Annotated in this window: 5 protein-coding genes; 4 read left to right on the top strand and 1 reads right to left on the bottom strand. The window is 41.9% G+C overall.

Annotated features, from left to right (window positions below; translation table 11 throughout):
• The first annotated feature begins 528 nt into the window (after positions 1-528).
• From AB4238_RS17760 to AB4238_RS17745, 4 genes are read left to right on the top strand one after another with little or no spacing between them, the layout of a single operon-like run.
• Entirely contained in the window at positions 529-1,365 is an 837-nt protein-coding gene (locus tag AB4238_RS17760) for a MipA/OmpV family protein (protein ID WP_372034647.1), read from the top strand.
• 7 nt (positions 1,366-1,372) lie between these two features.
• Positions 1,373-1,762 carry a DUF3019 domain-containing protein gene (locus tag AB4238_RS17755; RefSeq protein WP_372034646.1) on the top strand — a complete coding sequence of 130 codons (390 nt, stop codon included), beginning with the start codon at positions 1,373-1,375 and terminating at the stop codon, positions 1,760-1,762.
• A 2-nt stretch (positions 1,763-1,764) separates the two neighbouring features.
• Entirely contained in the window at positions 1,765-2,460 is a 696-nt protein-coding gene (locus AB4238_RS17750) for a response regulator (protein ID WP_372034645.1), read from the top strand.
• Between the two features lie 36 nt (positions 2,461-2,496).
• Positions 2,497-3,780: an ATP-binding protein gene (locus AB4238_RS17745; protein ID WP_372034644.1), complete on the top strand. Its 1,284-nt coding sequence runs from the start codon at positions 2,497-2,499 to the stop codon at positions 3,778-3,780.
• A 73-nt stretch (positions 3,781-3,853) separates the two neighbouring features.
• Here the strand turns inward: AB4238_RS17745 and AB4238_RS17740 are convergent, their stop codons facing one another.
• Positions 3,854-4,288, bottom strand: coding sequence for a CC0125/CC1285 family lipoprotein (locus AB4238_RS17740; protein ID WP_372034648.1), 435 nt, complete (start codon positions 4,286-4,288; stop codon positions 3,854-3,856).
• Between the last annotated feature and the right edge of the window lie 92 nt (positions 4,289-4,380).

Genomic DNA, 4,380 nt, shown 5'->3' with positions numbered 1-4,380 from the left:
TTTCACAATATGGCTGAAAGCTTAATTTTAGAGGGGCGCAGAGAAAGAACTTTCCCCAGAACAGTAAAACCTAGGCCTCAAAGGTATGCCAAAAATAAAAATGCCGTTCACCTTAAGTGAACGGCATTACTCATTAGAGGCCTTTTTTGAGAATGGCCAGCCTTCATCAAAACACAAGCAACCACAAACAGATAATGCTGAAGTCGAAACATGACTCATGTACAATTCAAGCAACACTTGTAAATACTTACCACTAAATAGCTAAACTATTGCGTTAGTTTGCAACAAGGTTTAGATTTCTAGGCTAAGTTACTTTTTATTCGACAAGTATCCCAAGCATTATGTTGTTCAGTTGCAAACTGATAGGCCTGCTAAAGATTCTCACCAATGTCGCTCGAAAAGTTAATACCAACAAATCCAATGGAATAATACTTTGCCTAGCCTTTCAAAGATTTCGGACCATATAGCTTTCTCAATAAGTCAGTTAATATAATGAATAGTATTTTTGGGTATTCGCCACGACATTGTATGAGACTACTTTTGCTCATGCTAACGTTCGTTCCCGCGATTGTATCAGCATCAGACATAGCAACCAGTGTCGCTGGAGGCGTTGATAACCGCCTTGAAAATGGAGGTTACTTTGAGCTCGGAGCGAGTGTATATAGCGTCAATAAAGTAGATATTCGACAAAGCGAACATCAAGCGGTACAACCCTCCTTATTAATCAGTGGAATGTACCAATATAACGGCCTTTTTGTTGAAATGGTTCATCAATCTCAAGATGGTATCAATCTAGGCTATAACTTTTGGAATTCAGAAAATTGGTCATTAGATCTGCTAGTCGCCAACCTCAAAAGTTCATGGGCACGCCCCGAAGGCGTTGACCCTGCGACCCTGAATGAGGCAGAACGTAATAGTTATCTCATGTCCGAAGATTCACTTTATGTGGGTGCTGGTTTCCGTGCAACTCGCTATTGGGATGATCATTATGTATTCCAGTATCGAATCGTCAGCGACTATTACGATGACCAAGGGATACAGAGCTCTGCACGATTAGGAAAGTCTTGGCAAATACGCAACTGGAACTTTCACGCATTAGCCAGCGTTGAATATTCATCTGCAACATTGAACCAGCACCTTTTCGGTGTAAGCAGCGAGGAGGCTACAACACTCTTTCCACAATACCAACCTGAGAGCTCATTTAGTTACGGGGTAGAACTCGGCGTTGCCTACCCAATTAGCGAAAGCTTTGTATTTCGAGCAATGTATCGTATCAATATGCTCTCAGACGAAGTCACCAATAGTCCTTTTAATGAGGCTGATCACATGTCGTTTTTTAACGCATCAGTCAGCTATGTATTCTAGCTGGCTTATGAATAGATTATATTCCTGGTTGCCGCTAATCTTATTTGCAGCCCCATCGATAGCCTCTGAGCATAAACAGCCTGTCATTTTCACTGCGACACCAGAGCAATGTGTTGCTTTGCATAAAGGACAGATTTGCTATCAAGATGTATTATTTCAATGGCAAACACCGGCGATTGGCCGCTTTTGCCTTATGTTGTCACAAAGTCAGCAACCATTAACCTGTTGGGATGGAAAAGCGCTGCAGCAATTTAAGTACAGCTTCGAAAGTGACTCAACCACAACATTCAGATTAGTGAGTCAAGATGACTTAAATGCTGTTGCTGAAGTAAAGGTTGTAGTGACTTGGGTTTACAAAGCCCCAAAGCAAAGTCCATCTGGCTGGAGGCTCTTTTAATCATGGCTAATGTGAAACACATATTGGTTGTCGAAGATGATAGCTCTCTAGCTGAGTGGATAAGTGATTACCTACTCGACCACGGATATAGCATTACTGTGGCAAATCAGGGCGATTATGCGCTAGCAATGATCGCAGAAGAGCGGCCTGATTTAGTGCTTTTAGATGTCATGTTGCCCGTTAAAAACGGTTTCGATGTCTGTCAAGAAGCTCGGGCTTTCTATACTGGCCCAATTCTATTTATGACCGCTTGTGTTGAAGATGGTGATGAAATTCAGGGGCTAGAGGTCGGCGCTGATGATTACCTAACTAAACCTATTCGACCACAAGTCATGCTTGCTCGAATCAAAGCCTTACTGCGCCGCGCGACTGACGACAATATAAAACAACAACTGGTATTCGACTCTTTAACCCTAAATGCAACGGCTAAATCTGTCACCATTGAACAGCAAGCCTTAGATCTAAATGCAAATGAGTTTGATGTTTTATGGTTACTGGCTCTGAAGGTCGGCACTGTCGTTAGCCGTACCGATCTAATTGCCGAGCTAAGAGGGATTGAATATGACGGCTTTGATCGCTCTGTCGATATCCGCATATCACGTCTACGCAAAAAACTACATGAGGCCAATAATCAGCCCTATAAGATCAAGACTATTAGAGGTAAGGGTTATCTATTTTGCCGTGAAGATGAATCATAACTATCGATAGACAGCTCTATAACTAGGTCATATCCAATGAAAAAACTAATCGTCTCTCTCATCCTAGTAGTGCTTGCCTCCATTATCAGTTTAGGCTGGTCAATAAGTGAATTTGCCACATTACAAAACCCTGATACTGATAGCCCCAGCACTAACGAACAATTAGCCGCATTAAAACTAGTAGGCATTACACTATCACGCACACTTGCCGGCGACGAAGTAAATCAACAAGGATTTGTCGACAACTGGAATCAACATAATCAACAGCAGATGTCACTCACCCCTGAGGTTGAATTTATTCTGCCACCCTCATTAAAACTACAATTTGATAATGAAAAGACCTTGGCGCTGGAGTCTGACGAGGGCATATCACTGCACTACCTAATACCTGATACTGGCCAAGTGCTTAATATCAAAACCCAACTCACCTCACCTGAAGAAAAAAGCTTTGACCTCAATAAGCTTTATACCATGCTGTTTTATATTGGTGTTGTGGCGATATTATTAGTATGGGTATCTCCGCTTATCAGGCAATTATTAACCTTAAGTAAAACAACTCAAGCATTTGGTATGGGTGAGTTACAACAGCGAATTAACGTCAGCAAAACGTCCTATATTGGTACAATTGAAACTGAATTTAACCGGATGGCCGATCGTATCCAGCAGCTAATTGATGATAACAAATTGCTTAGCAGAGCTGTATCTCACGACCTTAAAACCCCTATAGCACGTTTACGTTTCGGCATTGAAGCACTTGAGGAAACTCAAAATGAACAACTGCGGGTTAAGTATTTTAAGCGATTAAATCGTGATATTGATGCAATGGAGGAATTAGTTGCAACACTATTAAACTATGCACGCCTTGACCAAGCGAATATTCAGCCTGAATTGCAATCTGTAGAACTTAATGCCTGGTTAGAAAGGAAACTCGTTGGATATGCCGACAATCGCTTACAACTGCAATATATTCCCGCATCACAATCTATAATGATCAATACGGATCCTAAATATCTATCAATGCAAGTTGCTAACTTGCTCAGCAATGCTGAACGCTTTGGTCAGTCAAAAATTAAGGTCAGATTAGAACTAACTGACAACGCGACTTGGTTGCACGTTGAAGATGATGGCCAAGGAATTGCCGAAACAGAAACCGAACAAGTGGTTAAGCCTTTTGTTCGAGGGCAGCAAAGTAGAGATAATGCAGGACACGGTATGGGGCTCGCCATCGTCAAACGCATTGGAGATTGGATGGGTTCAGAGCTTGTTATTGGTCGTTCAATTGAGCTAGGTGGGGCAAAAATATCATTAAAGTTTAAATAGCGAATCACCGCTAACTCTCACATTGCAACAACAAAAATAAGCGCCCCTTTGAGGGCGCTCATATGTCCACCGCTTAGCTATCAGAGGAGACATGACTCAGAATATAGCTGGTATCATAAATACGTGCTCCTGAATTCGCAGGGTGCTGTTTAAGCCCTGTGACCTCAACAACCGTAGATGTCGCTTTATCAATGGCAGAACTGCCCCACAGAATATCACTAGTGGTAGTGCCTGCACCAAATTGGCCAACCGAGTCTCTGTTAGTTTGCTCATTGGTAAAGGTAAAGTAAGGGTAACCTGCTTTTTGGCACAACTCTGCAGATTTCAACATGACATACTTTCGTGTCAGCGCCCTATCAGTATTAGTATTGCCAACAAAACTTATCTGCCAACTATCGGCAGCAATTTGCATTGTTTCAAAGCCTTTACCAAAGGTCCGAAAACTCTTCTCAGTATCGTAAGGGGTCGCACAGGCACTTAAAGTAACTGCCAGTGCCATGCCTACCATTAGATTCCGAAACGATTGCTTTTTATGTAATCGGTTTATCATTAATTTCATCATGTCTCTGCCTTATACCAATCGCATTAAGTATTTGACCC

The sequence above is a fragment of the Shewanella sp. 10N.286.45.A1 genome (assembly GCF_041470405.1).
Lineage (GTDB): Bacteria > Pseudomonadota > Gammaproteobacteria > Enterobacterales > Shewanellaceae > Shewanella.
Note: the sequence above shows the minus strand (reverse complement) of the source record. Positions and strands in the feature narration are given on the sequence as shown.

Bases quoted from the DNA above. Each gene is read 5' to 3' on its own strand.
- AB4238_RS17760 (WP_372034647.1), top strand. From the start codon at position 529: ATGAGACTACTTTTGCTCATGCTAACGTTCGTTCCCGCGATTGTATCA.
- AB4238_RS17755 (WP_372034646.1), top strand. From the start codon at position 1,373: ATGAATAGATTATATTCCTGGTTGCCGCTAATCTTATTTGCAGCCCCA.
- AB4238_RS17750 (WP_372034645.1), top strand. From the start codon at position 1,765: ATGGCTAATGTGAAACACATATTGGTTGTCGAAGATGATAGCTCTCTA.
- AB4238_RS17745 (WP_372034644.1), top strand. From the start codon at position 2,497: ATGAAAAAACTAATCGTCTCTCTCATCCTAGTAGTGCTTGCCTCCATT.
- AB4238_RS17740 (WP_372034648.1), bottom strand. From the start codon at position 4,288: ATGGTAGGCATGGCACTGGCAGTTACTTTAAGTGCCTGTGCGACCCCT.